19 protein-coding genes are annotated in these 23,711 nt (G+C 66.6%); 15 read left to right on the top strand and 4 right to left on the bottom strand.

Annotated features, from left to right (window positions below; all coding sequences use genetic code 11):
- The 3 genes from coaE (at position 1) to EV678_RS10285 (ending at position 1,941) form a co-directional block, all read left to right on the top strand.
- Positions 1–618: a dephospho-CoA kinase gene (gene coaE / locus EV678_RS10295; protein ID WP_130459466.1), complete on the top strand. Its 618-nt coding sequence runs from the start codon at positions 1–3 to the stop codon at positions 616–618.
- A gap of 146 nt (positions 619–764) precedes the next feature.
- Positions 765–1,517: a cell division protein ZapD gene (gene zapD, locus EV678_RS10290; protein ID WP_014236160.1), complete on the top strand. Its 753-nt coding sequence runs from the start codon at positions 765–767 to the stop codon at positions 1,515–1,517.
- Positions 1,518–1,731: 214 nt separating this feature from the next.
- Entirely contained in the window at positions 1,732–1,941 is a 210-nt protein-coding gene (locus tag EV678_RS10285) for a DNA gyrase inhibitor YacG (protein ID WP_130459465.1), read from the top strand.
- 3 nt (positions 1,942–1,944) lie between these two features.
- Here the strand turns inward: EV678_RS10285 and EV678_RS10280 are convergent, their stop codons facing one another.
- Positions 1,945–2,892: a Nudix family hydrolase gene (locus EV678_RS10280; protein ID WP_130459464.1), complete on the bottom strand. Its 948-nt coding sequence runs from the start codon at positions 2,890–2,892 to the stop codon at positions 1,945–1,947.
- Positions 2,889–3,812: an ATP-binding protein gene (locus EV678_RS10275; protein WP_235832448.1), complete on the bottom strand. Its 924-nt coding sequence runs from the start codon at positions 3,810–3,812 to the stop codon at positions 2,889–2,891. The genes EV678_RS10280 and EV678_RS10275 overlap by 4 nt, the downstream gene beginning before the upstream one ends.
- A 60-nt stretch (positions 3,813–3,872) precedes the next feature.
- Here EV678_RS10275 and mltA point away from each other — a divergent pair, with 60 nt between their 5' ends.
- The 3 genes from mltA (at position 3,873) to EV678_RS10260 (ending at position 8,813) form a co-directional block, all read left to right on the top strand.
- Positions 3,873–5,111, top strand: a complete 1,239-nt coding sequence (gene mltA, locus EV678_RS10270; protein ID WP_130459463.1) for a murein transglycosylase A — start codon at positions 3,873–3,875, stop codon at positions 5,109–5,111.
- 182 nt (positions 5,112–5,293) lie between these two features.
- Positions 5,294–6,499, top strand: a complete 1,206-nt coding sequence (locus tag EV678_RS10265) for an ammonium transporter (protein ID WP_130459462.1) — start codon at positions 5,294–5,296, stop codon at positions 6,497–6,499.
- Positions 6,500–6,671: 172 nt separating this feature from the next.
- The gene (locus EV678_RS10260) at positions 6,672–8,813 is read left to right on the top strand and encodes a methyl-accepting chemotaxis protein (RefSeq protein WP_014236193.1); all 2,142 of its coding nucleotides are present in this window, start codon (positions 6,672–6,674) and stop codon (positions 8,811–8,813) included.
- 68 nt (positions 8,814–8,881) lie between these two features.
- Here EV678_RS10260 and EV678_RS10255 read toward each other — a convergent pair whose 3' ends face one another.
- Together EV678_RS10255 and EV678_RS10250 are read right to left on the bottom strand one after the other, a co-directional pair.
- Positions 8,882–9,595 (bottom strand): DsbC family protein, encoded by a 714-nt coding sequence (locus tag EV678_RS10255; protein ID WP_130459461.1) that lies wholly within the window; start codon positions 9,593–9,595, stop codon positions 8,882–8,884.
- 22 nt (positions 9,596–9,617) lie between these two features.
- Positions 9,618–10,775 carry a UbiH/UbiF family hydroxylase gene (locus EV678_RS10250; RefSeq protein ID WP_130459460.1) on the bottom strand — a complete coding sequence of 386 codons (1,158 nt, stop codon included), beginning with the start codon at positions 10,773–10,775 and terminating at the stop codon, positions 9,618–9,620.
- 115 nt (positions 10,776–10,890) lie between these two features.
- Between EV678_RS10250 and EV678_RS10245 the strand changes: the two genes are divergently transcribed.
- From EV678_RS10245 to glmS, 9 genes are all read left to right on the top strand, one after another.
- Entirely contained in the window at positions 10,891–11,235 is a 345-nt protein-coding gene (locus tag EV678_RS10245; protein ID WP_130459459.1) for a hypothetical protein, read from the top strand.
- Positions 11,232–11,804, top strand: a complete 573-nt coding sequence (locus tag EV678_RS10240; RefSeq protein WP_130459458.1) for a shikimate kinase — start codon at positions 11,232–11,234, stop codon at positions 11,802–11,804. The genes EV678_RS10245 and EV678_RS10240 overlap by 4 nt, the downstream gene beginning before the upstream one ends.
- Entirely contained in the window at positions 11,801–12,895 is a 1,095-nt protein-coding gene (gene aroB, locus EV678_RS10235) for a 3-dehydroquinate synthase (RefSeq protein ID WP_130459457.1), read from the top strand. The genes EV678_RS10240 and aroB overlap by 4 nt, the downstream gene beginning before the upstream one ends.
- A gap of 265 nt (positions 12,896–13,160) precedes the next feature.
- Positions 13,161–17,858, top strand: coding sequence for a glutamate synthase-related protein (locus EV678_RS10230; protein ID WP_130459456.1), 4,698 nt, complete (start codon positions 13,161–13,163; stop codon positions 17,856–17,858).
- The gene (locus EV678_RS10225; RefSeq protein WP_130459455.1) at positions 17,859–19,325 is read left to right on the top strand and encodes a glutamate synthase subunit beta; all 1,467 of its coding nucleotides are present in this window, start codon (positions 17,859–17,861) and stop codon (positions 19,323–19,325) included.
- Between the two features lie 132 nt (positions 19,326–19,457).
- Entirely contained in the window at positions 19,458–20,147 is a 690-nt protein-coding gene (locus EV678_RS10220; RefSeq protein ID WP_235832447.1) for a YEATS-associated helix-containing protein, read from the top strand.
- A 57-nt stretch (positions 20,148–20,204) separates the two neighbouring features.
- The gene (gene glmU / locus EV678_RS10215) at positions 20,205–21,563 is read left to right on the top strand and encodes a bifunctional UDP-N-acetylglucosamine diphosphorylase/glucosamine-1-phosphate N-acetyltransferase GlmU (RefSeq protein ID WP_130459453.1); all 1,359 of its coding nucleotides are present in this window, start codon (positions 20,205–20,207) and stop codon (positions 21,561–21,563) included.
- Between the two features lie 9 nt (positions 21,564–21,572).
- Complete coding sequence (locus EV678_RS10210) at positions 21,573–21,881, top strand: hypothetical protein (RefSeq protein WP_014236203.1); 309 nt, start codon at positions 21,573–21,575, stop codon at positions 21,879–21,881.
- 3 nt (positions 21,882–21,884) lie between these two features.
- A complete protein-coding gene (gene glmS / locus EV678_RS10205; RefSeq protein ID WP_130459452.1) occupies positions 21,885–23,711 on the top strand; it encodes a glutamine--fructose-6-phosphate transaminase (isomerizing) in 1,827 nt (608 codons plus the stop codon).

The raw sequence follows: 23,711 nt of genomic DNA, 5'->3' as shown, positions 1-23,711 counted from the left end.
ATGCCCTACGTCGTCGGGCTCACCGGCGGAATCGGCAGCGGCAAGAGCACCGTGGCCGACCTTTTCGTCGCCCGGGGCGCCGCCCTGGTGGATACGGATGCCATCGCCCACGAACTGACCGGGCCCCATGGCGCCGCCATGGCGGCCATCGCCGAGGCCTTCGGGCCGGCGGTGGTGGACGCCCGGGGCGCCCTGGACCGGGCCGCCATGCGCCGCCAGGTCTTTGCCGACGCCACGGCGCGCCAGCGCCTGGAAGCCATTCTCCATCCCCTGATCCGCGCCGAGAGCGATCGCCGCTGCCAGGCGGCCCGGGCGCCCTACGTCATCCTGGCGGTGCCCCTGCTGGTGGAATCGGGCAGCTACCGGGAACGGGTGCAGCGGGTGCTGGTGGTGGATTGCCCCGAGGCGGTCCAGGTGGCCCGGGTGATGGCCCGCAACGGCCTGGGCGAGGCCGAGGTGCAGGCCATCCTGGCGGCCCAGGCCAGCCGCCAGCAGCGCCTGGCGGTGGCCGACGACGTGGTGGACAACGGCGGCGATGCGGCCGCCCTGGTCCCCCAGGTGGAGCGCCTGCACCGCCAGTATCTGGCGGCCGCTTCCGGAATTCATGCACCAACTTGATGCATATTATTCAAATTTATGCCCAAAGGCTTATTAGTGTTGAGGTTTATGGCTGAATGGTTCAGAATCCTCGCACTTTGACGACATAATGCCCGCCGTAAGCGCACTTACCGGACCCTGACTGGCAAACCCTGGCGAAACCTGGCGTGATCACCTACGAATATCCCTTCAATGAGCGCATCCGCACCCTGCTGCGGCTGGAGGATTTGTTCGACAAGGCCGCCTACTATCTCCAGGCCGAAGGCCACCTGGAACACCATGTCGTCCTGCTGACCCTGTTCGAAATCCTGGAAGTTTCCCGGGCCGACCTGAAAATGGACCTGATCCAGGAACTGGAGCGTCAGCGCCAGACCCTGCTGGCCTTCCGCAACAACCCCGACATTTCCGAAGAGGCCCTTTCCGGCGCCCTCTACGAGATCGAGCAGGCCTCCGCCGCCCTGCTGGCCATGACCGGCAAGATCGGTCAGCACCTGCGCGACAATGAGTGGCTGATGAGCATCAAGAGCCGGGCCGCCATTCCCGGCGGCGTCTGCGAATTCGACCTGCCCTCCTACCATTTCTGGCAGCACCACCCGGCCGAGCAGCGCCGGGCCGCCCTCATGGGCTGGCTCAAGCCCCTGCTGCCCCTGCGCGACGGCCTCACCATCGTGCTGCGCCTGCTGCGCTCCTCCGGCCGGCCCAAGGCCCAGGTGGCGCCCTCCGGCGGTTTCCAGCTCATGCTCGGCGGCAGCAATGCCCAGATGGTGCGGGTCACCCTGCGGGACGGCGACCCCGCCATTCCCGAAATCAGCGCCAACAAGTACGCCCTGAACATCCGCTTCACCTGCCCGGACGGCGACCTCAAGCCCCGGGCCTGCGACCGCGAGGTCGCCTTCGACATGACCTTCTGCAACCTCTGAGCGTCATTGGGGCGGCCGCTCGCGCCGCTTCGCCTTCCATCCCGCTGCTGAATGTCCTTTTCCCGTTCCGGACTCGGGCTTCCACGTCTGCGCCTGGGAAGACTGCGGCGGTCTGGAAATTCTGCTTTAATGCGGCCCGTGGCGCTGCGGGATTGCTCCTGCCGCCGCCGTACCTTTTCCCTTTCGCCCATTCCGTCCTTGGCTGCCATCGCCCATGAGCGCTCCCCGTAAAGTCCGTTGCCCCCAGTGCGGCGGCGATTCCCTCTGGTCCCCCGACAATCCCTATCGTCCCTTCTGCTCCAAGCGCTGCAAGCTGATCGACCTGGGCGCCTGGGCTTCCGAGTCCTACCGGGTGCCGGTGCAGGAAGAGGCCGGCCCGGGGGAAGACGGGGCCGTTGCCGACAGCCCCTTCCCCAAGGCCTGAGGCCTACCAGCCGCGCATCAGGGCGATGCCCTGGGCGCCGTGGCGGCGGGCCGTTTCCAGTTCGGTCGTGGTCATGCCTCCCAGGGCGTAGACCGGCTGGGCGCAATCGAACACCCACTCGCCGAAAACGTCCCAGCCCAGCCCGGTCTGCTCCGGATGGCTGGGGGTGGGCCGGACCGGGCCGAGGACGCTGAAATCCAGCTCCAGCCGGTCGGCCAGGGCCAGTTCCTCCGGCGAATGGCAGGAGGCGGCCACCAGGGGGAAATCGGGGCGGGCCGTGAGGGTCTGCAGGCGGGCGGTGGGCAGGTGGAGGCCGTCGGCGCCGAGGCGGCGGGCGAGGGTATCGCTGGCCTCGTCCGGCGCGTTGAGCAGGACCCGGGCACCGTGGGCGTGGGCCAGGGCCACCACCCGGGCGGCGAAATCGGCGCGTACGGCAGGGGGCAGCTGCTTGTCCCGGACCTGCACCAGCTTCAGCCCCCCGGCCAGGGCTCGCTCCAGACGTGCCATTTCAGCCTCCACTCCCCGCTCCTCGGCCTGGGTCAAGGCGTACAGGGGGGGCAGGGCCAGGGCCCGCAGAATGGGACCGTTGGCCGGCAGGATGGGCTCAACGCCGGCATCCATGCCGATCCTGGCCCAGGCAAAAGCGGAGTGCTCGATCGGGGCGATCTCCCCCTCCCAGGCGGTGACGCGGAAGAACTTGAGGCGCACCGTGGCGTGGGGATAGACGAAGCGGCGGGAAATCCAGGGCGTGGCGGCGGTGACGGTGATGCCCAGCTCCTCCTGCAGTTCCCGGTCCAGGGCCTGGCGGTGGCTCTCGCCGGCTTCCACCTTGCCGCCGGGAAACTCCCAGTAACCCGCGTAGACCTTGCCCTCGGGGCGGCAGGCGAGGAGAAACTCCTGGCCGCCATTGCGTTCAATGACGGCCGCCGATACTTCCACCACCTTGCTCATTTGCCGCCCTTCGGCGCATGGCTGCCGGCGTAGTCCCGGGCGAACTGCCAGGCCACCCGGCCGCTGCGGGAGCCGCGCTGCAGGGCCCAGTTGAGGGCATCCCGCTCCCAGTTCTCGCGCGCCGCCGCGGCGCAGCCGAAGTGGGCCAACCAGTGGGCGGTGATGTTGAGGTAGTCGTCCTGGCTGAAGGGGTAGAAGGAAATCCACAGGCCGAAGCGTTCGGAGAGGGAGATCTTTTCCTCGATGGCCTCCCCCGGGTGGATTTCGTCGCCCACCTTACTCGTCTCCAGGTTCTCCGCGTGGTACTCGGGCATCAGGTGGCGGCGGTTGGAGGTGGCGTAGATCAGCACGTTGTCCGGGACGCTGGTGACGGAGCCGTCTAGCACCGACTTCAGGGCCTTGTAGCCGTCCTCGCCGGCCTCGAAGGAGAGGTCGTCGCTGAAGATGATGAAATGCTCGGGGCGGCCCGCCACCATATCCACGATGTCCGGCAGGTCCACCAGGTCCGACTTGTCCACCTCGATCAGGCGCAGCCCCTTCCTCTGGTATTCGTTGAGCAGGGCCTTCACCAGGGAGGACTTGCCGCAGCCCCGGGTGCCGGTCAGCAGCACGTTGTTGGCCGGGCGGCCGGCGAGGAACTGGCGGGTGTTGGCGACGATGCGCTGCTTCTGGTCGTCGATGTCCTGCAGGTCCTTGAGACGGATCGGGTGGGGCTGGGCCACGGCCTGCAGGAAGCCGCGGCCGTTCTTGCGCCGCCAGCGGTAGGCCGGGGCTTTCCAGTCGTGCTGGGGCAGGGCTTCGGGCAGCAGGGGCTCGAGGCGGGCGAGCAGGGCTTCGGCCGTGTCGAGGAAGCGCACCAGGCGTTCCAGGGGATCGGCCACGGCGGCTGCCGTACGGGGCGTCTTGGCAGGTGAGGGCATGGGGCTACCGGTATACTGGGGAAAAGTCCGGACCTTAGCCCAATCATGCCCATAAGCCAAATGCCCCGCCGCCTGCTCCTGCTTGCCGCCAGCCTGGCCCTCCTGGCCGGCTGCGCCACGGCGCCCCGGCCGGCGGCCACCACCGCCGGCGCCTGCCCGGCCTGTCCCGTCTGCCCGGCGCCCGGCGCCGCCCCGGTGTGTCCGCCCGCCGGCGCCCAGTTGCCGCCGCCTCCCGCCGCCAAGCCCCTGCAGCCGGCCCGCTGGGAAGACCTGCCCGGCTGGGGCGAGGACGACCTGGGCGCTGCCTGGCCGGCCTTCCTGCAATCCTGCAAGGGCCTGGTGGGCAAGAAGGAATGGCCCCTGTGGCGTCCCGCCTGCGATGAGGCCCAGGCCCTGGGGAGCAAGCCGGACAACGGCAGCCTGCGGCGCTTCTTCGAATCCCGCTTTCAGCCCTATCTGCTGACCAATCCGGAAGGCACCGTCGAAGGCATGATCACCGGCTATTACGAGCCCCTGCTCAAAGGCAGCCGCAAGCCCACCGGTCCCGGCCGCTATGCCGTGCTGGGGGTGCCGGACGACCTGCTCACCATCGACCTCTCCGAGTTGTATCCGGACCTCAAGAACTACCGCCTGCGGGGCCGCCTGCTGGGCAACAAGGTGGTGCCCTACTGGTCCCGGGCCGAGCTGATGGCCAGGGAGGACAGCCTCAAGGCCCGCACCCTGCTGTGGGTGGACGACCCCATCGAGCTGTTCTTCCTGCAGATCCAGGGCTCCGGCCGGGTCCGGCTGCCCGACGGCAGCATCGTCCGCCTCGGTTACGCCGACCAGAACGGCCACCCCTACCAGTCCATCGGCCGGGTGCTGATCGAGCGGGGCGAACTGAAGCCGGAGCAGGCTTCCATGCAGGGCATCCAGGCCTGGGCCCGGGCCAATCCGGCCAAGGTCAACGACCTGCTCAACGCCAATCCCAGCTACGTCTTTTTCCGGGAGCTGGACCTGCCCGCCAGCGAAGGCCCCATCGGCGCCCTGGGCGTGCCCCTGACTCCGGAGCGCAGCATCGCCATCGATCCCCGCAGCACGCCCCTGGGGGCACCGGTGTTCCTGGCGGCGAGCCATCCCAACAGCAGCAAACCCCTGCGCCGCCTGGTGCTGGCCCAAGACACGGGCGGCGCCATCAAGGGCGTGGTGCGGGCCGACTACTTCTGGGGCTACGGCGCCGAGGCCGGCGCCCTGGCCGGGCGGATGAAGCAGACGGGGCAGATGTGGGTGCTGCTGCCACCCGGTCTGGGACCCCGCTAAGGGGCCGGACGGCGGGCGCCCCGGCACGGTGCAAAATGCACCAATAGGCAGCATGTCCGGTGCAATACGCACAATGCCGGTGCGTGCCTGCTGGGCGCCTATGGCTAAGGTAATGATTTAACAGTGCTAAGCCCCTGGAACGGGGCTTGCTTTTGTGGTGCCAACTTTTTGCTGGAGGCACCATGGAAGCTTACAAGTCCGCCTCGGACACCCTTTTCGTTCTCTTGGGCGCCATTATGGTGCTCGCCATGCACGCCGGTTTTGCCTTCCTCGAACTGGGCACCGTGCGCCGCAAGAACCAGGTCAATGCCCTGGTGAAGATCCTTTCCGACTTCGCCGTGTCCACCCTGGCCTACTTCTTCGTCGGCTACGGCATCGCCTACGGCGTGCATTTCTTCCAGGACGCCCAGGCGCTGATGCAGAACAGCGGCCACGACCTGACCAAGTTCTTCTTCCTGCTCACTTTCGCCGCCGCCATCCCGGCCATCATCTCCGGCGGCATCGCCGAGCGGGCCCGCTTCAATCCCCAGCTGGCCGCCACCTTCTGCCTGGTGGGCTTCGTCTATCCCTTCTTCGAGGGCATCGCCTGGAACCACGCCTTCGGCATCCAGGAATGGCTGCTGGCCACCTTCGGCGCCGAGTTCCACGATTTCGCCGGCTCCGTGGTGGTGCATGCCATGGGCGGCTGGATCGCCCTGCCCGCCGTACTCCTGCTCGGCGCCCGCCGCGGCCGCTACCACAAGGATGGCGGCATCGCCGGCGCCCATCCGCCGTCCTCCATTCCCTTCCTGGCCCTGGGCGCCTGGATCCTCATCGTCGGCTGGTTCGGCTTCAACGTCATGAGCGCCCAGAGCCTGGACAAGATTTCCGGCCTGGTGGCCCTCAACTCCCTCATGGCCATGGTGGGCGGCACCCTGGCGGCCCTGGTGCTGGGCAAGAACGACCCGGGCTTCGTGCATAACGGCCCCCTGGCCGGCCTGGTGGCTGTCTGCGCCGGCTCCGACCTGATGCACCCCCTTGGTGCCCTGGTCACCGGCGGCGTTGCCGGTGCCCTTTTCGTGGTCATGTTCACCCTGACCCAGAACCGCTGGAAGATCGACGACGTGCTCGGCGTCTGGCCCCTGCACGGCCTGTGCGGCGCCTGGGGCGGCATCGCCGCCGGCATCTTCGGGCTGGAGGCCCTGGGCGGCGCCGGTGGCGTTTCCTTCCTGTCCCAGCTGCTCATGACCGGCCTGGCCATCGTTATCGCCCTGGTGGGCGGCGGCCTGGTCTATGGCGTCATCAAGCAGCTGGTGGGCATCCGCCTGGACCAGGAGGATGAATACAACGGCGCCGACCTTTCCATCCACAAGATCACCGCCTCCGCCGAGCGGGAAACCCTCTGGTAATTCACGCTTTCGGTGCAGCAGGGGAGCCTCGGGCTCCCCTTTTCATTTGGGGCTTTTTCCCCTGCGGGGGCCGGCGGATGCGGCTGCAGGAATTTTCCCGTTCCGCCGTACGGGGTTGGCATCGCCCTTGCTAAAGAATGTGAACTAATACACAAAAATACGGAGAGAACAGATGCTGCAGAGTCCTTCCATGTCCCTGTCCAGCCGCGAGAAAGGCTGGCTGCCTCTGGGTGGCAAGACCGGCAAGATCGCCATGGGCTGGGCCACCTACCTCAACCGGGACCGCTACCCCGTGCTGGAACAGGCCTTCGAGGGCTTCGCCTCGACCCGGGTGCGCATCCTGCAAAGCTGGGCCGAGCAGTGCTGGCACCACCTGGAAACCCTGGCCGGGGACCTCCAGGCCCTGCATCCCCAGCGGCCCCGCAGCCTGTTCCAGGAGAAGAAGAGCTTCGCCCGGGACTTCTCCGAGCTGTTCCTCATCGACAGCAACGGGGTGGTGCTGGAATCCACCCAGGGCAGCCGGGTCGGCGCCCGGGACCTGCCCGCCCGGGCCGTCGCCGCCGGCCTCCAGGGACGCTTCCTGCACGGCCCCTATGTGGACCCGGTGACCAAGGTCCTGGGGCCGTCCTCTTCCCGTTTCCACGATGCGGTGACCCTGATGTTCTACCTGCCCATCAACGTGGCCGGGGAATTCGCCGGGGCGGTCTGCGGCCGGGTGCCCAACGACGTGGTGGGAGACCTGATCCAGCGGGAAGCGGGGCACATCTTCCGGGATTCGGGGGACAACTACCTGTTCATGGTCAAGGCCGAGTTCGACCCGTCCATCCAGCCGGGCACGGCCCTCTCCCGTTCCCGTTTCGAGGACGCCACCTTCTCCCTGGGAGACAACCTGAAGCAGGGGGTGCGCACCGACTACGGCACCGTGCGGGTGCGGGAGCACACGGAACTGGAACTGGTGTTCAACGACCCGGCCACGGGCCAGCTGCACCCCGGCGTGCGGGAAACCATCCGCAAGGGGCAGAACCTGTTCGTCACCTATCCGGGCTATTCCGACTACCGCCATGTGCCGGTGATCGGCAAGGGCGTCACCTTCAGCCTGCCCGGCTCGCCGGACCGCTGGGGCATGATGTGCGAGGCCGATCTGGAGGAGGTCTATCGCTACCGCAGCATCGCCTACAAGCTGCAGAAGCTGTACTGGCTGGTGGTGATCCTGGCCTGGGGGCTGGGCGTCGGGGTGCAGGAGCTGTTGGGCCTGTCCGGCCTGCCGGCCCGCCTGCTGGAGTTGGGCCTGGTCATCGGCGGCGGCTTCTTCTTCAACCTGTTCGGCATGAAGCCCCTGAGCCAGCGCCTGCGCAAGAGCAGCAGCGTGCTGCGCTCCATCGCCGAGGGCGGCGGCGACCTCAGCCAGCGTCTGCCCACCAGCGAGGGAGGCAGCGACGAGACCACGGTCATGTCCCAGTGGATCAACAGCTTCATCGACAACCTGGAGCAGATCATCCGCCGGGTGATCCAGACCTCCGGCGAGATCGACGGCACCAACGGCACCCTGCAGGAAAAGAGCCGGGCCACGGCCCTGGCCTCGGCCCAGATGGCGGCGGAGATGCGGGAAACCGAGGAATCCATCCGGGGCCAGGTGGAGGACATCAACGCCGCCAGCCAGAAGGTGGAGGCCATGCGCGAGGCGGTGGCCCAGGTGACGGCCGAGGCCCGGCGCCAGATGGAACTGGTGCAGTCCCGCAGCGCCGGCATCCTGGAGTCCGTGGGCGGTGCCACCCGCACCATTAGGGACCTGGAAAGCAGCACGGCGGAGATCGGTCGCATCGGCACGGTGATCCACGAGATCGCCAGCCAGACCAACCTGCTGGCTCTCAATGCCGCCATCGAGGCGGCCCGGGCCGGCGAGGCGGGCCGGGGCTTCGCCGTGGTGGCGGACGAGGTGCGCAAGCTGGCCGAGCGCACTGCCGACGCCACCAAGGAGATTGCCGCCATGATCGGCGGCGTCCAGTCCCGGGCCGAGGATGCGGTGGTGAGCATGGACACCGGCATGAGCGAACTGGAAGAGGGGCTGCGCCTGGCGGCGGATGCGGCCTCGGAAAAGCAGGAGGTGCAGGACATCCTGGAGCACCTCTTCGCCACCATCGACGAGCTGGAGGCGGCCACCCGCGCCACTGGCGGTCGTATCGAGACCATCGCCGTGGCGGCCGAGGCGGTGCGCCAGTCGGTGGATGAATCCAGCCGCAGCACCGCCCTCACCAGCGGTGCAGTACGTACCCTGGATCAGCTGGTGGGCCAGTTCAAGGTCTCGGCCGCCTGAAGGCGGCGGCTGCAAACGACAAGGGCCGCATCAGCGGCCCTTGTGCTTTCCGGCGTTGGCCGGAGGGCTCAGTGGCCCAGGCTGCTCAGCTTTTTCTCGATGACGTCCAGGGGGACGGCGCCGGGGATGCGTTCGCCGTCGGCGAAGAACAGGGTCGGGGTGCCGGTGATGTTGAGGCGGCGACCCAGTTCAAAGGACTTTTGCACCGGGCCGGTGTCGCAGTCGGTGCGGCCGGTGAAGGGCTTGGCGGAAGTCATCATGGTGCTCCAGGCGGCAGCCCGGTCGCTGGCGCACCATACCTGCTTGGACTTCTCCAGGGAGTCGGCCGAGAGGATGGGATAGAGGAAGGTGTAGATGGTGATGTTGTCCAGCTTCTGCAGATCCTTGATGAGGCGCTTGCAGTAGCCGCAGTTGGGGTCCTCGAAGGTCACCAGGACGCGCTTGCCGTTGCCCTTGACCTGCTTCACCGCCAGCTCCAGGGGCAGTTCGGAGAACTTCACGGCGGTCAGTTTCTTCAGGCGTTCGGCGGTGACGTTCTGCATGGTCTTGCCGTCCACCAGGGTGCCGATCAGCAGCACGCTGACCTTCTCGTCGGTGTACAGCACCTGGCCGTCGGCGAAGACCTCGTAGAGGCCCAGATAGCCGGACTTGGTGACGCTCTGCACCTTGCCGTTGATTTTGTCTTCCACGGCCTTTTTCACCGAGGCTTCGTCGGCGGCGGCCGGCAGGGAGAGGAGGGCGCCGGCGCAGAACAGGGCGGCCAGGTATTTGAGTTGTCGCATGGAGGACTCCGGTGGGGAAACTTCAGGATTCGAGGGCGTAACGCACCAGGGCGCTTTTCACGGGGCCGAGGCGGTTCACCAGGTTGAGGCCCAGATTGCGCAGGGGCTTCAAGCCGGGCAGGTCTTCGCGGAAGAGGCGGCGCAGGCCGTCGGTGGTGGTCTGCAGCAGCATCACCTCCTCCTTGCGGGCGCGGCGGTAGCGGGCCAGCAGGCGGGCGTCGCCGATGTCCTGCCAGGGCGCGGCAGCGGCAATAATCTCGGCCAGGGTCTTGGCGTCCCGGTAGCCCAGGTTGATGCCGTGGCCGGAAAGGGGGTGGATACCGTGGGCAGCGTCGCCGATCAGGGCCAGGCGCGGCGCCGTCGGTTCGGGCACCCGCATCAGCTTGAGGGCGAAGGCGGCGGCCGGCGTCAGCAGTTCCAGCTGGCCCAGGGTGTGGTTGCCGGCGGCGGCCACCCGGGCGCACAGCTCCTCGGCGGGCAGGGCGGCGAGGGCGTCGGCGTGGGTGTCCGGGGTGGACCAGACGATGGAGATGCGGTTGCCCGGCAGGGGCAGGTAGGCCAGCACGCCGTCGTCGCGGAACCACTGATAGGCGATGTCGCCGTGGGGCTTTTCGGTGCTGAAGTTGGCCACCAGGCCCTTTTCGCCGTAGGGGCTGTAGTGGGCGGCGAGGCCGGCCCGGTTGCGCACCCAGGATTCGCGGCCGTCGGCGCCCACCAGCAGACGGGCGGAGAGGCTGCTGCCGTCTTCCAGGTGCAGCAGGGTGGCGTCGGCGCGGAATTCCAGTTCCCGGGGCGTGGCCGGGCAGAGGATGTCCACATTGCCCTGGCGCTTGACGTTTTCCCACAGCTCCTGCGCCATCAGGGAGGACTCGAGAATCCAGGCCAGTTCGGGCACGCCGCTCTGGTAGGCGGAAAAGTCGAGGCGGCTGTCACCGTCGCCATAAACTTCCATGGCCCGCACCGGCGCCATGCGGCCTGCGTCCAGGTGCTTCCACACGCCGATGTCGGCGAGGAAGCGGGCATTGGCCGGGCTGATGGCGTAGATGCGCGCATCCCAGCCTTCGGGCCGGCTCGGGGCGCGGCCTTCCACCAGGGCGATCTTCAGGCGGGATTCCTTGAGGGCGCAGGCGAAGGCCAGGCCGGCCAGGCCGCCGCCGACGATAACGATGTCGTATTTCATGGGACGAGACTCCAGAAGCCCCGGATTGTGCCTGCCCCACCGGGGCAGCACAAGAACGGGTGCCCTTACGGTGCTCTCGTTGCCACGGGCGGTGGGCCCATGTTAGAAGCGGCCCATGGATAGCGAACTGCAGTATTTCCCCGCCGTGCTCCGTTCCGAGCACGATTCCCCCATCGATGCCCTGGTGGCCCTGGGCCTGCCCCGGGAGGAGTGCATGGAACTGGTGGCCGCCTCCTGGGGCCGTCCGGAACTCAGTCTCCTGGCCTGGGTGGATGGCGGTCGGGCGGTGGCGGTGCTGCCGTTGGCGGAGGGGCGCTGGGCTGCCTGCAATGCCTTTGTCGAACAATCCTGCCGGGAGCCGAAGGAAGCCCTGCGCCGGGCCGGTAAGTTGGCCAAGCGCGGCCGGCGGGCCCTGGTGGGCATTTGGGCCGGGGCGCCTGCTGGTACAATGGCCGGGTGAAAACCAAGCAAGACAACATAATTCTGGTGGGCCTCATGGGGGCCGGCAAGACCACCATCGGACGTCTCCTGGCCAAGCGCCTGGGGAAGCGTTTTGTCGACTCCGACCATGAGGTGGAGAGCCGTACCGGCGTTTCCATTCCGGTGATTTTCGAGATCGAGGGCGAGGCGGGCTTCCGCAAGCGGGAGTCCATGGTGATCGAGGACCTGTCCCGGGAAAGCGGCCTGGTCATGGCCACCGGCGGCGGCGTCGTGCTCAGCCCCGAGAACCGGGAGGCCATCAAGGCCGGCGGCTTCGTCGTCTATCTCTGCGCCCCGCCCGAGCTGCTCTACGCCCGCACCCGCAACGACCGTAACCGTCCCCTGCTGCAGGTGGCCGATCCCCTGGGGCGGCTGCGCCAGCTCTATGTGCAACGGGACCCCCTTTACCGGGAGGTGGCGGACATGGTCATCGACGCCTCTTCCCACTCCGCCAACGCCTCGGTGCAGCTCCTGCTGCGCGTCGCCCAGTCGGCGCCCCTGGTGGGCGTCGAGCCGGCTCCCGCACCGCCAACGCCTTCCACGCCATGACTCAGCAAACCCTGCAGGTCGCCCTGGGCGACCGCTCCTATCCCATCCACATCGGCAGCGGCCTGCTGCAGCGCGCCGACCTGATCCTGCCCCACCTGGGGCGCAAGAAGGCGGTCATCGTCAGCAACGAGACCGTGGCGCCCCTTTATCTGGAGCCCCTGGCAGCCCTGCTGCGGGCCAATGGCGTGGCCGTTTCCCAGGTGGTGCTGCCCGATGGGGAGGAGTTCAAGGACTGGCCGACCCTCAACCGGATTTTCGACGCCCTGCTGGAAAGCCGGGCCGAGCGTTCCACCACCCTGATCGCCCTGGGCGGCGGGGTCATCGGCGACACCACCGGTTTTGCCGCCGCCTGCTACCAGCGCGGCATGCCCTTCATCCAGGTGCCCACCACCCTGCTGTCCCAGGTGGACTCGTCGGTGGGCGGCAAGACGGCCATCAATCATCCCCTGGGCAAGAACATGATCGGCGCCTTCTACCAGCCCAAGCTGGTGCTGGCCGACATCGATACCCTGGACACCCTGCCGGAACGGGAGCTGAAGGCCGGCCTGGCCGAGGTGATCAAGTACGGCCTGATCCGGGATCCCCAGTTCCTGGGCTGGATCGAGTCCAGCCTGCCCGGCCTGCTGGCCCGGGACAAGGTCCTGCTGGCCGAGGCCGTGTATCGCTCCTGCGCCCACAAGGCCGAAGTGGTGGCCCGGGACGAGCGGGAAACGGGTGAGCGGGCCCTGCTCAACCTGGGACATACCTTCGGCCATGCCATCGAGACCGGCCTGGGCTACGGCGTCTGGCTCCATGGCGAGGCCGTGGCGGCCGGTACGGTGATGGCGGCGGAACTGTCGGCCCGTCTCGGCTGGATCGGTCCGGCCGAGGTGGCCCGGGTGGAGTCCGTCTTCCGTCTGGCCGGCTTGCCCGTCAGCGGTCCGGACCTGGGGGTGGAGCATTACCTGGAATTGATGCGCCACGACAAGAAGGTGGAAGCGGGCAAGCTGCGCCTGGTGCTGTTCCGTGGCATCGGCGATGCGGTGGTGAGCGATGCGGCCAGCGACGAGCAGATAGCCGCCGCCATTGCCGCTCGGGTGTCTGCCGCCTGAAATCCGGTGCACCAAATGGGGCTTGGTGCGTTGGTCAAAAGCTGGCTATCACTTTAGTGTGACTTCCCAGGAGTGTAGGTCGGGTTTGAGTACTGGCGGGCGATCGGGGCATTGTTGGGCAAAGCCTTGATGGCTCACGGTTTTCGGGCTACACTATAGTGTTGCTTTTTGCACAGAAAAGGCCGGTGCCGTCCGCACCGGCTTTTTTGACGCCGTTCGGTTTATCCAGGCGGCAGTCTTAATTCATAAAAAGGACTCTAGCGTGATGGATAGTGTTGTCCCTGGTGGGGCCGTTCCCGGGCGGCAGGGCCTGTACGACCCGGCCAACGAAAAGGATGCCTGCGGCGTCGGTTTCGTTGCCCATATCAAGAACAAGAAGAGCCACGGTATCGTTGAACAGGGTCTGTTGATCCTGAAAAACCTCGACCACCGCGGCGCTACCGGTTATGACCCGCTGCTGGGTGATGGCGCCGGCATCCTGATTCAGATGCCCGATGCCTTCCTGCGTGCCGAAGCCGCCAAACTGGGCATCAACCTGCCCAAGGAAGGCGAGTACGCCTGCGGTATCGTGTTCCTGCCCCAGTCCTCCAACGGTCGTGCCGCCGCCGAATCCGCCGTGGCCCGCATCGTGCACGAAGAAGGCCAGACCTTCCTCGGCTGGCGCGACGTGCCCCGGGACAATGCCGGCCTGGCTGCCGCTGCCCGCGAGATCGAGCCGGTCATGCGCCAGGTGTTCATCGCCAAGGGCGAGAACGTCGGCGACCAGGACGCCTTTGAACGCAAGCTGTTCGTCATCCGCAAGCGGGTCGAGCATGCCGTGCGCAAGCTGAAGCTGGACGACGGCAAGCAGTTCTACATCCCGTCCCTGTCCTCCCGCACCATCAACTACAAGGGCATGCTGCTGGCCCATCAGGTGGGCGAGTACTACCTGGACCTGCAGGACGAGCGCCTCGTCTCCGCCCTGGCCCTGGTGCACCAGCGCTTCTCCACCAACACCTTCCCCACCTGGGATCTGGCCCACCCCTTCCGCATGATTGCCCACAACGGTGAAATCAACACCGTGCGCGGCAACGTGAACTGGATGAAGGCCCGCCAGAAGGCCATGTCCTCCAAGTGGCTGAAGGAAGACCTGGACAAGCTGTGGCCCCTGATCGTGGACGGCCAGTCCGACTCCGCCTGTTTCGACAACGCGCTGGAACTGCTGGTCATGGGCGGTTACTCCATGGCCCAGGCCATGATGATGCTGATCCCCGAAGCCTGGGCCGGCAATCCCCTCATGGACGAAGAGCGTCGCGCCTTCTACGAGTACCACGCCGCCCTGATGGAACCGTGGGACGGCCCTGCCGCCGTGGCCTTCACCGACGGCCGCCAGATCGGCGCCACCCTGGACCGCAACGGTCTGCGTCCCGCCCGCTATCTGGTGACTGAGGACGACCTGGTGCTGATGGCCTCCGAAATGGGCGTGCTGACCTTCCCGCAAGAGAAGATCGTCAAAAAGTGGCGCCTGCAGCCCGGCAAGATGTTCCTGATCGACATGGAACAGGGCCGCATCATCGACGACTCCGAGCTGAAGAAGTCCCTTTCCGGCGCCAAGCCCTACCGCAAGTGGATTGAAGAATCCCGCTACTTCCTCGGCGACCTGCCGGAAGCCGGCAGCGAGGCGCCCAAGGCCGACGTGCCCCTGCTCGACCAGCAGCAGGCCTTCGGCTTTACCCAGGAAGACGTGAAGTTCATCCTGCAGCCCATGGCTGCCCAGGGTGAGGAAGCCACCGGCTCCATGGGTAACGACAGCCCCCTGACCGTGCTTTCCAACAAGGAAAAGCCGCTCTACAACTACTTCAAGCAGCTGTTCGCCCAGGTGACCAACCCGCCGATCGACCCCATCCGGGAAGAGATCGTCATGTCCCTGACCAGCTTCATCGGTCCCAAGCCGAACCTGCTGGGCGTGGATGAAACCAATCCGCCCCTGCGTCTGGAAGTGCACCAGCCGGTGCTGACCAACGCCGACCTGGCCAAGCTGCGCGCCATCGACCGTTCCACCTCGGGCCGTTACAAGTCCCTGGTGCTGGACATCACCTGGCCTGCCGCCGAAGGCGCCGCCGGTTGCGAGAAGGCCCTGGAGGCCGTCTGCGCCGCCGCCGAGAAGAGCGTGGCCGACGGCTACAACGTGCTGATCCTGTCCGATCGCAGCGTCTGTGCCGAGAAGGCGCCGATCCCCGCCCTGCTGGCCACTTCCGCCGTGCATCACCACCTGGTGAAGAAGGGCCTGCGCACTTCCACCGGCCTGGTGGTGGATACCGGTTCCGCCCGGGAAACCCACCACTTCGCCCTGCTCGCCGGTTATGGCGCCGAAGCCGTCTGTCCCTGGCTGACCATGGACACCCTGGCCGAGATCGCCGGCAACCTGCCGGGCAACGTCACCGCCTACGACGCCCAGAAGCGCTTCATCAAGGCCGTCAACAAGGGGCTGAACAAGGTCATGTCCAAGATGGGCATTTCCACCTACCAGTCCTACTGTGGCGCCCAGATCTTCGAAGCCATCGGCCTTTCCTCCGAACTGGTGAAGAAGTACTTTGCCGGCACCGCTACCCAGGTGGAAGGTATTGGCATCCTGCAGGTGGCCGAAGAGGCCCTGCGAGTGCACCGCGCCGCTTTCAGCAGCGACCCCGTGCTGGCTGAGAGCCTGGAGACCGGCGGCGAATACGCCTTCCGTATCCGCGGTGAGGACCACATGTGGACCCCGGATGCCATCGCCAAGCTGCAGCACTCCACCCGCTCCGGCAAGATGGACACCTACAAGGAGTACGCCAAGATCATCAACGACCAGTCCAAGCGTCACCTGACGCTGCGCGGTCTGTTCGAGATCAAGTCGGCCGGCGCTCCGGTGCCCCTGGAAGAAGTGGAACCCGCCAAGGAAATCGTCAAGCGCTTCGCGACTGGCGCCATGTCCCTGGGCTCCATCTCCACCGAGGCCCACACCACCCTTTCCGTGGCCATGAACCGCATCGGCGGCAAGTCCAACACCGGTGAAGGTGGCGAGGATGCCAACCGCTTCAAGCCGGTGAAGGCTGGCCAGAAGCTGTCCGAGATCATCGGTGCCGGCCGTATCGCCCGCGATCTGGAACTGAAGGAAGGCGACTCCCTGCGTTCCGCCATCAAGCAGGTGGCTTCCGGCCGTTTCGGCGTTACTGCCGAGTACCTGGCCAATGCGGACCAGATCCAGATCAAGATGGCCCAGGGCGCCAAGCCCGGTGAAGGCGGCCAGCTGCCCGGCCACAAGGTCTCCGAGTACATCGGTGCCCTGCGTCACTCCGTGCCCGGCGTCGGCCTGATTTCCCCCCCGCCGCACCACGACATCTACTCCATCGAAGATTTGGCCCAGCTGATCCACGATCTGAAGAACGTGAATCCGGTGTCCTCCATCTCCGTCAAGCTGGTGTCCGAAGTGGGCGTGGGTACCGTGGCTGCCGGCGTCTCCAAGGCCAAGGCCGATCACCTGGTGATCGCCGGCCATGACGGCGGTACCGGTGCATCCCCCCTGTCCTCCATCAAGCACGCCGGCACTCCCTGGGAACTCGGCCTGGCCGAAACCCAGCAGACCCTGGTGCTGAACCGTCTGCGTGGCCGCATCCGCGTCCAGGTGGACGGCCAGATGAAGACCGGCCGCGACGTGGTCATCGGCGCCCTGCTGGGTGCCGACGAGTTCGGCTTCGCCACCGCTCCCCTGGTGGTGGAAGGCTGCATCATGATGCGCAAGTGCCACCTCAACACCTGCCCGGTAGGCGTGGCCACCCAGGACCCGACCCTGCGCGCCAAGTTCTCCGGCCAGCCGGAGCACGTGGTGAACTACTTCTTCTTCGTTGCCGAAGAAGTGCGCGAGATCATGGCCTCCATGGGCATCCGCAAGCTGGACGACCTGATCGGCCGTGCCGACCTGCTCGACATGCGCGCCGGTGTGGAGCACTGGAAGGCCCGTGGCCTGGACTACTCCAAGATCTTCTACATGCCGCCCGTGGGTGCCGACGTGGCCCGTCTGCACTGCGAGACCCAGGACCACAACCTGGGCAAGGCCCTCGACCACAAGCTGATCGAGCAGGCCAAGCCCGCCCTGGAAAAGGGCGAGAAGGTGGTGATCAACACCGAGATCATCAACGTGAACCGCACCGCCGGCGCCATGCTGGCCGGTGAGGTGGCCAAGCGTTACGGTCACGCCGGTCTGCCGGATGACACCATCCACGTGAACCTGACCGGTACCGCCGGCCAGAGCTTTGGCGCCTTCCTGGCCAAGGGCGTGACCTTCGAGCTGACTGGCGAAGGCAACGACTACGTGGGCAAGGGCCTCTCCGGTGGCCGCATCGTCATCAAGGCCCCCAAGGCCTTCCGCGGCAACACCGCCGAGAACATCATCGTCGGCAACACCGTTCTGTACGGTGCCATCGAAGGTGAAGTGTTCTTCAACGGTGTCGGCGGCGAACGCTTCTGCGTGCGCAACTCCGGCGCCACCGCGGTGGTGGAAGGCGTGGGTGACCACGGTTGCGAATACATGACCGGCGGCACCGTCGTCGTGCTGGGCCAGACCGGCCGCAACTTCGCTGCCGGCATGTCCGGCGGCGTGGCCTACGTCCTGGACGAGGACGGCACTTTCGAATCCCGCTGCAACCTGGCCCAGGTCGCCCTGGAGCCGGTGCCGGAAGAAGAAGCTGCCTCCGAGAAACTGGGCGAGTTCGGCGACGTCACCAGCCACGGCAAGGTGGACATCCGCCATCTGGCCATGGCCGACGAAGCCCTGCTCAAGGGTCTGGTCGAACGCCACCTGGAAATGACCGGTTCCACCCGGGCCAAGCAGATCCTGGACGGCTGGAGCACCTACCGCGCCAAGTTCGTCAAGGTCATGCCGAACGAGTACCGCCGCGCTCTGGCGGAACTCGCCGCCAAGAACAGCAAGCAGAAGGAGGCCGCATAAATGGGCAAGCCTACTGGTTTCATGGAGTTCCAGCGTCTGTCCGAGGCTTACGAGCCTGTCGAGGCGCGGCTCAAGCACTACAAGGAATTCGTCGGTCACCTGTCCGACGCCGATGCCAAGACCCAGGGGGCGCGCTGCATGGATTGCGGCATTCCCTTCTGCAACAACGGCTGCCCGGTGAACAACATCATTCCCGACTGGAATGACCTGGTTTACCGCGGCAACTGGGAAGAGGCCATCGCCGTCCTGCACTCGACCAACAACTTCCCCGAGTTCACCGGCCGCATCTGCCCGGCGCCCTGCGAAGCTGCCTGCACCCTGGGCATCAACGAGGCGCCCGTGGGCATCAAGTCCATCGAGCACGCCATCATCGACAAGGCCTGGGAAAACGGTTGGGTCAAGCCCCAGCCCGCCAAGGTCAAGACCGGCAAGAAGGTTGCCATCGTCGGCGGCGGTCCCGCCGGCCTGGCTGCTGCCCAGCAGCTGGCCCGTGCCGGTCACGACGTGACCGTGTTCGAGAAGAACGACCGGGTCGGCGGTCTGCTGCGTTACGGCATCCCCGACTTCAAGCTGGAGAAGGGCCTGATCGACCGCCGCATGGAACAGATGCAGGCAGAGGGTGTGACCTTCCGCACCAAGACCATCGTCGGCACCAAGACCCTGCCGGCCGGCATCGTCAATGACGCCACCACCGTGGTTTCTGCCGAGCAGCTGAGCAAGGAATTCGACGCCGTGGTGCTGACCGGCGGTTCCGAAGTCCCGCGCGACCTGCCCGTGCCGGGCCGGGAACTGAAGGGCGTGCATTACGCCCTGGAGTTCCTCATCCCGCAGAACAAGGAAGTGGCCGGCGACGGCAAGAACCCCATCCGCGCCGACGGCAAGCACGTCGTCGTCATCGGTGGCGGCGATACCGGCTCCGACTGCGTCGGTACCTCCAACCGCCACGGTGCGGCTTCCATCACCCAGTTCGAAGTGATGCCCAAGCCCCCGGTGGAAGAGAACAAGGCCCTGACCTGGCCCTACTGGCCGCTCAAGCTGCGTACCTCTTCCTCCCACGACGAAGGCTGCACCCGGGACTTCGCCGTGTCCACCAAGGCGCTGATTGGTGACGGCAACGGCAACGTCAAGGCCCTGAAGGCCGTGCGCGTGGAGTGGAAGGACGGCAAGATGGTGGAAGTGGCCGGTTCCGAGTTCGAGATTCCCGCCGACCTGGTGCTGCTGGCCATGGGCTTCACCAATCCGGTGGCCGGCCTGCTGGAAGCCTTCGGTGTGGACAAGGATGCCCGCGGCAACGCCAAGGCGACCACCGACGGTGCCGGCTGCTACGCCACCAACGTGCCCAAGGTCTTCGCTGCCGGCGACGTGCGCCGCGGCCAGTCCCTGGTGGTGTGGGCCATCCGCGAAGGCCGTCAGGCCGCGCGGGAGGTCGATGCCTTCCTGACCGGTGCTTCCGAACTGCCCCGCTGAGGCATCCGGAAAACGGCACGACAGAAAACCCCGCCCCCGTGGCGGGGTTTTGTTTTGCAGGGGTCTTCCCCTGTGGCATATTACGGTCTGCGCGGGACGGGAGGCCCCATGGACATGGAACTGCAAAAAGCGATGCAAGTAAGCCAAACTTTCGGTGCCCTCGACGGGCATCTCCTGATCATCCTCGGCATCCTCGTCGTCGCCGGCATTCTCGGTGGTATCGCCAACTTTTTCCTGCGCGACCGCCAGGTGGAACCCGAGGTGCGCGAGTGGTTGAAGTATCCGGTGCTGGGCATGGTGGCGGCCCTGACCGTGCCTCTTTTCCTCAACATGATTTCCAGCAATTTGCTCGAGGGGGCCCGCACCCGTCCGGTGGATTTCTTCGTCCTGGCCGGCTTCTGCCTGCTCTATGTGGTGGTTTCCCGCCGCCTGTTCGAAAACATGGCCAACAAGCTGCTGTCCCAGCTCGACCTGGTCAAGGACGATGTGCGCCAGTTGCAGGAGCGCAAGCCGGAGGCGGTCCCGGAAGCCCAGGAAGCCGTGGTCAAGGAACTGCCGAAGGAAGCCCTGTCCTACAACGACGTCGAACTGGTGCGCGCCATTGCCGAAGAGAACTACGTGTACGGCAATCTGGCCGGCCTGGCCGAGAAGACCGGTCTGGGCCGGGAGCTGATCAGCCAGCGTCTGACTGTGCTGAAGAACCTCGGCATCATCGAAACCCGCATCAACGAAAAGAACGTGCTGCACTGGTTTGTTTCCAACAAAGGCAAACAGCTCCTCGGCGACATCCTCTCCGGCCAGGAAGAGAAAAAGAGCGCCTGATCCCCTCCCCATGGCCGCCCCGGCGGCCGTGTCGCTTCTGTATCGCGGAAAAGTCCCATGAATATCGTCATCCTCGCCGCCGGCCAGGGAAAGCGCATGCATTCCCATCTGCCCAAGGTGCTTCATCCCATTGCCGGCAAGGCCCTGGCTGCCCACGTCCTGGATACCGCCCGCCGTCTGGGCCAGTCCCGTATCTGCCTGGTTGTGGGCCACGGCGGCGAAGTGGTGCGCAGCGCCCTGGCTGCAGCCGATGTGGCCTGTGCCGTGCAGGAACCCCAGCTGGGCACCGGCCACGCGGTGATGCAGGCCCTGCCCCTGCTGGATGGCGAGGGCATGACCCTGGTGCTTTACGGCGATGTGCCCCTGATCCAGGCCGCCACCCTGCTGCGGCTGGTGCAGGCCGCCGGCGACGGCCTGGCGGTATTGACGGTGGATCTGGAAAATCCCAAGGGCTACGGGCGCATCATCCGCGACAGCGCCGGCCGGGTGCAGCGCATCGTCGAGGAAAAGGACGCCACTCCGGCCGAGCGCCTGGTACGGGAAACCAACACGGGTATCATGGCTTTGCCCACGGCCCGCCTGCAAGACTGGCTGTCCCGTCTCTCCAACGACAATGCCCAGGGCGAGTACTACCTGACCGACGTGGTGGCCCTGGCGGTGGCGGACGGGGTGCCGGTGCATACGGCCCAGCCGGAAGGCGAATGGGAGGTGGCCGGGGTCAATAGCAAGGTGCAGCTGGCCGAGCTGGAGCGGGTCTATCAGTTGCGCCTGGCCCACGGCCTGCTGGAGCAGGGCGTGCGCCTGGCCGACCCGGCCCGGCTCGACGTGCGCGGCCAGCTCCGCTGCGGCCGCGACGTGGCCATCGACGTGGGCTGCGTCTTCGAAGGCGAGGTGGTGCTGGAGGAAGCCGTGGACATCGGTCCCTATTGCGTCCTGAAGAACGTCACGGTCAAGGCCGGCGCCCGCATCGCCGCCTTCAGCCACCTGGAAGGGGCCGTCGTCGGACCCGATGCCATCGTCGGTCCCTACGCCCGCCTGCGGCCGGGTACCGAGCTGGGGGCCGAGGCCCATGTGGGCAATTTCGTCGAACTGAAGAACAGCATTCTCGGCCCCGGTTCCAAGGCCAACCACCTGGCCTACGTGGGCGATGCCACCGTGGGCCAGCGGGTCAACATCGGTGCCGGCACCATCACCTGCAACTACGACGGCGCCAATAAGCACCGCACCGTCATCGAGGACGATGCCTTTATCGGTTCCGACTCCCAGCTGGTGGCCCCGGTCACCGTGGGCCGCGGTGCCACCCTGGGGGCCGGCACCACCCTGACCAAGGATGCCCCCGCCGATTCCCTCACCGTTTCCCGCGCCCGCCAGGTCAGCTTGGCCGGCTGGAAGCGCCCCGAAAAAGTCAAAAAGTAAGGAAGTTCCATGGACGCCTATTTCACCCTTTACGTACTGACCGTCGCCCTGGCCGTGGCCGGCGGCGGCATGCTGCTCCTGGTGGGTTACATCGACACCATTCCCGCCTCCTTCGCCCACGGCTGGCGCTGGGGTGCCTGTGCCCTGCTGGTGCCGGTGCTGGGGCCCCTCTATTTCTGCTGGAAGCACTGGGCCGACTGCGCCAAGGCCGGTAAACAGCTGGTGGCCGGCACCGTGCTGATGGCCCTGGCCATGGGCGGCCTCTACGGCCTGGGTCCCTGGTTCGCCAAGCGGGCCCTGGAAATGGCGGGGAGCTGAGCCATGTGCGGCATCGTCGCGGCGGCAGCACGCAACAACATTGTTCCCGTCCTGCTGGAAGGCCTGCGCAAGCTGGAGTACCGGGGTTACGACTCCGCCGGCCTGGCCATCCTCAACGGCGGCCTGCAACGCCTGCGCAGCGTCGGCCGGGTGGCCGAACTGGCGGCCCAGGCCGACAGCATCGGAGCCACCAGCGAGACCGGCATCGCCCACACCCGCTGGGCCACCCATGGCGTGCCTTCCGAGCGCAACGCCCATCCCCACATCTCCGAAGGTCTGGCGGTGGTGCACAACGGCATCATCGAGAACTACGAGTCCCTGCGCGCCGAACTGTCGGCCCTGGGTTATAGCTTCTCCTCCGAGACCGATACGGAAACCATCGCCCACCTGATCCACCACACCCTGAAGAGCGAGCCTGATTTGTTCCGCGCCGTCTGCCGCACGGTGCAGCGCCTCCAGGGCGCCTACGCCATCGCCGTGGTCAAGGAAGACGAACCGGGCCGGGTCATCGTTGCCCGGGAAGGTTCGCCCCTGCTCCTGGGTGTCGGCGAGCAGGGCAACTATGCGGCCTCGGATGCCTCCGCCCTGCTGCAGGTGACCCGTCGCATCGTCTATCTGGAAAACGGCGACGTGGCCGAACTGCGTCCCGAAAGCTGGCGCGTTGCCCGGGCCGACGGCACGCCGGTGGAGCGGCCGGTGGCCCTCTCCAGCCTGTCGGCGGACGCGGTGGAACTGGGCCGCTTCCGCCACTACATGCAGAAGGAAATCTTCGAGCAGCCCGACGCCCTGGCCAATACCCTGGAAATGGTGGGCGGCGCCAAGAGCCTGCAGGCCGGCCTCTTCGGGGCCGAAGCGGAAACCCTGCTGGGCGGCGCCACCTCGGTGCTGATCCTGGCCTGCGGCACTTCCAGCCACGCCGGCATGGCCGCCCGCTACTGGCTCGAAGCCGTGGCCGGCATTCCCTGCACCGTGGAAACGGCCAGCGAATACCGCTACCGGGAATCCGTGCCCCAGGCGGACCAGCTGGTCATCGCCATTTCCCAGTCCGGCGAGACCGCGGACACCCTGGCCGCCTTGCGCCACGCCAAGGCCCTGGGCCACCACCGTACCCTGGCCCTGTGCAACGTGCCCGAGTCGGCCATCGTGCGCGAATGTGCTCTGCGCTTCATCACCCGGGCCGGCCCGGAAATCGGCGTGGCCTCCACCAAGGCCTTCACCACCCAGCTGGCAGCCCTGTTCCTGCTGACCTTGGTGCTGGCCAAGCTCAAGGGGCGTCTTTCCGATACCGAGGAGGCTATCCAGCTGCAGGCCCTGCGCCACCTGCCCGCCGCCATCGGCAGGGCCCTGGAGCTGGAGCCCCAGATCAAGGCCTGGGCCGAGCGCTTCGCCATGAAGCAGCATGCCCTTTTCCTCGGTCGCGGCATCCATTACCCCATCGCCCTGGAAGGGGCCCTCAAGCTCAAGGAAATTTCCTACATCCACGCCGAGGCCTATCCGGCTGGCGAACTGAAGCACGGGCCCCTGGCCCTGGTGGACAAGGACATGCCGGTCATCGCCGTGGCGCCCAATGACGTGCTGCTGGAGAAGCTCAAGTCCAACCTGCAGGAAGTGAAGGCCCGGGGCGGCGAGCTGTATGTTTTCGCCGATGCGGATTCGGAAATCGCCGAGTCGGAAGGGGTGCATATCCTGCGCCTGCCGGAACACTACGGCCGCCTCTCCCCCATCCTCCACGTCATTCCCCTGCAACTGCTGTCCTACCACGCAGCCCTGGTCAAGGGCACCGATGTGGACAAGCCGCGCAACCTGGCCAAGTCGGTGACGGTGGAGTAA

The organism is Azospira oryzae (genome assembly GCF_004217225.1).
Taxonomy (GTDB): Bacteria; Pseudomonadota; Gammaproteobacteria; order Burkholderiales; family Rhodocyclaceae; genus Azospira; species Azospira oryzae.
The sequence above is the reverse complement of the archived record's forward strand: the minus strand, read 5'-3'. Positions and strand labels throughout refer to the sequence as shown.

Coding starts and splice junctions, on each gene's coding strand:
- coaE (WP_130459466.1), top strand. CDS start 1: ATGCCCTACGTCGTCGGGCTCACCGGCGGAATCGGCAGCGGCAAGAGC.
- EV678_RS10285 (WP_130459465.1), top strand. CDS start 1,732: ATGAGCGCTCCCCGTAAAGTCCGTTGCCCCCAGTGCGGCGGCGATTCC.
- EV678_RS10280 (WP_130459464.1), bottom strand. CDS start 2,892: ATGAGCAAGGTGGTGGAAGTATCGGCGGCCGTCATTGAACGCAATGGC.
- EV678_RS10275 (WP_235832448.1), bottom strand. CDS start 3,812: ATGCCCTCACCTGCCAAGACGCCCCGTACGGCAGCCGCCGTGGCCGAT.
- mltA (WP_130459463.1), top strand. CDS start 3,873: ATGCCCCGCCGCCTGCTCCTGCTTGCCGCCAGCCTGGCCCTCCTGGCC.
- EV678_RS10265 (WP_130459462.1), top strand. CDS start 5,294: ATGGAAGCTTACAAGTCCGCCTCGGACACCCTTTTCGTTCTCTTGGGC.
- EV678_RS10260 (WP_014236193.1), top strand. CDS start 6,672: ATGCTGCAGAGTCCTTCCATGTCCCTGTCCAGCCGCGAGAAAGGCTGG.
- EV678_RS10255 (WP_130459461.1), bottom strand. CDS start 9,595: ATGCGACAACTCAAATACCTGGCCGCCCTGTTCTGCGCCGGCGCCCTC.
- EV678_RS10250 (WP_130459460.1), bottom strand. CDS start 10,775: ATGAAATACGACATCGTTATCGTCGGCGGCGGCCTGGCCGGCCTGGCC.
- EV678_RS10245 (WP_130459459.1), top strand. CDS start 10,891: ATGGATAGCGAACTGCAGTATTTCCCCGCCGTGCTCCGTTCCGAGCAC.
- aroB (WP_130459457.1), top strand. CDS start 11,801: ATGACTCAGCAAACCCTGCAGGTCGCCCTGGGCGACCGCTCCTATCCC.
- EV678_RS10230 (WP_130459456.1), top strand. CDS start 13,161: ATGGATAGTGTTGTCCCTGGTGGGGCCGTTCCCGGGCGGCAGGGCCTG.
- EV678_RS10225 (WP_130459455.1), top strand. CDS start 17,859: ATGGGCAAGCCTACTGGTTTCATGGAGTTCCAGCGTCTGTCCGAGGCT.
- EV678_RS10220 (WP_235832447.1), top strand. CDS start 19,458: ATGCAAGTAAGCCAAACTTTCGGTGCCCTCGACGGGCATCTCCTGATC.
- glmU (WP_130459453.1), top strand. CDS start 20,205: ATGAATATCGTCATCCTCGCCGCCGGCCAGGGAAAGCGCATGCATTCC.
- EV678_RS10210 (WP_014236203.1), top strand. CDS start 21,573: ATGGACGCCTATTTCACCCTTTACGTACTGACCGTCGCCCTGGCCGTG.
- glmS (WP_130459452.1), top strand. CDS start 21,885: ATGTGCGGCATCGTCGCGGCGGCAGCACGCAACAACATTGTTCCCGTC.